The organism is Pseudomonas sp. R62, from assembly GCF_000257605.1.
In the GTDB taxonomy this organism is placed as follows: Bacteria; Pseudomonadota; Gammaproteobacteria; order Pseudomonadales; family Pseudomonadaceae; genus Aquipseudomonas; species Aquipseudomonas atacamensis.
This window is the reverse complement of the sequence record NZ_AHZM01000890.1, coordinates 1-1,028: the sequence shown is the minus strand read 5'-3', so window position 1 is coordinate 1,028 and position 1,028 is coordinate 1. Positions and strand designations below refer to the sequence as shown.

Sequence of the window (1,028 nt, the reverse complement as noted above, 5' to 3'; positions counted from 1 at the left end):
GATGTCGTAATCCTTGATGCGCGAGCGAATGATATCGGCGCCTTCGAAGATCATGCTGCCGAGGATTTCTGCAGTCTTGTCGCCGTAGCGCTCTTCGATGACATCGACGTCGCGGCTGTAGGAGTTGACCAGTTGCCCGCCATTGCGCCCGCTGGCGCCGTAGCCGACTTTCGCCGCTTCCAGCACGGTGACTTTGTAGCCGGCTTCGCTGAGGAACAGTGCCGATGACAGGCCCGTGTAGCCGGCGCCGATAATGCAGACGTCGCAGTCCAGCGCTTCTTCGAGAATCGGGAAGTCGATGACTTCGTTGCGGGTGGCGGCGTAGTAGCTGTTTACGTGTTGCTGTTTCATAGGTTTCTCCGAGGGCCACCAACCAGGGGCGGCCGCCGCTGTAAAAGAGTCAGAGCTTGATCCAGGTCGCTTTCAGTTCGGTGTACTTGTCGAACGCGTGCAGCGATTTGTCGCGACCGTTGCCCGATTGCTTGAAGCCACCGAACGGCGCGGTCATGTCGCCGCCGTCGTACTGGTTGACCCAGACGCTGCCGGCGCGCAAACCGCGGGCGAAGGTGTGAGCCTTGCTCAGGTTGCTGGTCCAAACCCCGGCGGCGAGGCCGAAGATGCTGTCGTTGGCGATCTGCAGGGCTTCTTCGGCAGTGTCGAAGGTGATCAGCGACAGCACCGGGCCGAAGATTTCTTCCTGAGCGATGGTCATCGCGTTGGTCACGCCGTCGAAAATCGCTGGCTGCACGTAGAGGCCGCCGGTTTCTTCGAGGGTGCGTTGGCCGCCGGCAATCAACTCGGCGCCCTGCTCGCGGCCGATGCTGATGTAGCGCAGCACGTTGTCCAGTTGACGCTGGTCGACCACGGCGCCGACGGTAGTGGCCGGATCCAGTGCATGCCCCGGTTTCCACGCTTGCAGCGCTTCCACCAGCAACGGGATGAACTGCTCGCGAATCGAGCGCTCGACCAACAGACGCGAGCCGGCAGTACAGACTTCGCCCTGGTTGAAGGCGATAGCACCGGCCGCT

The 1,028-nt window shown here is 61.9% G+C and carries 2 protein-coding genes; both read right to left on the bottom strand.

The window, feature by feature from the left end:
- The coding region (locus OQK_RS00905; protein ID WP_038860199.1) for an NAD(P)/FAD-dependent oxidoreductase at positions 1–351 on the bottom strand (351 nt) is incomplete at its 3' end.
- A gap of 49 nt (positions 352–400) precedes the next feature.
- Positions 401–1,028, bottom strand: a 628-nt coding sequence (locus OQK_RS00900) for an aldehyde dehydrogenase family protein (RefSeq protein WP_016770705.1), incomplete at its 5' end; no start/stop codon positions are given.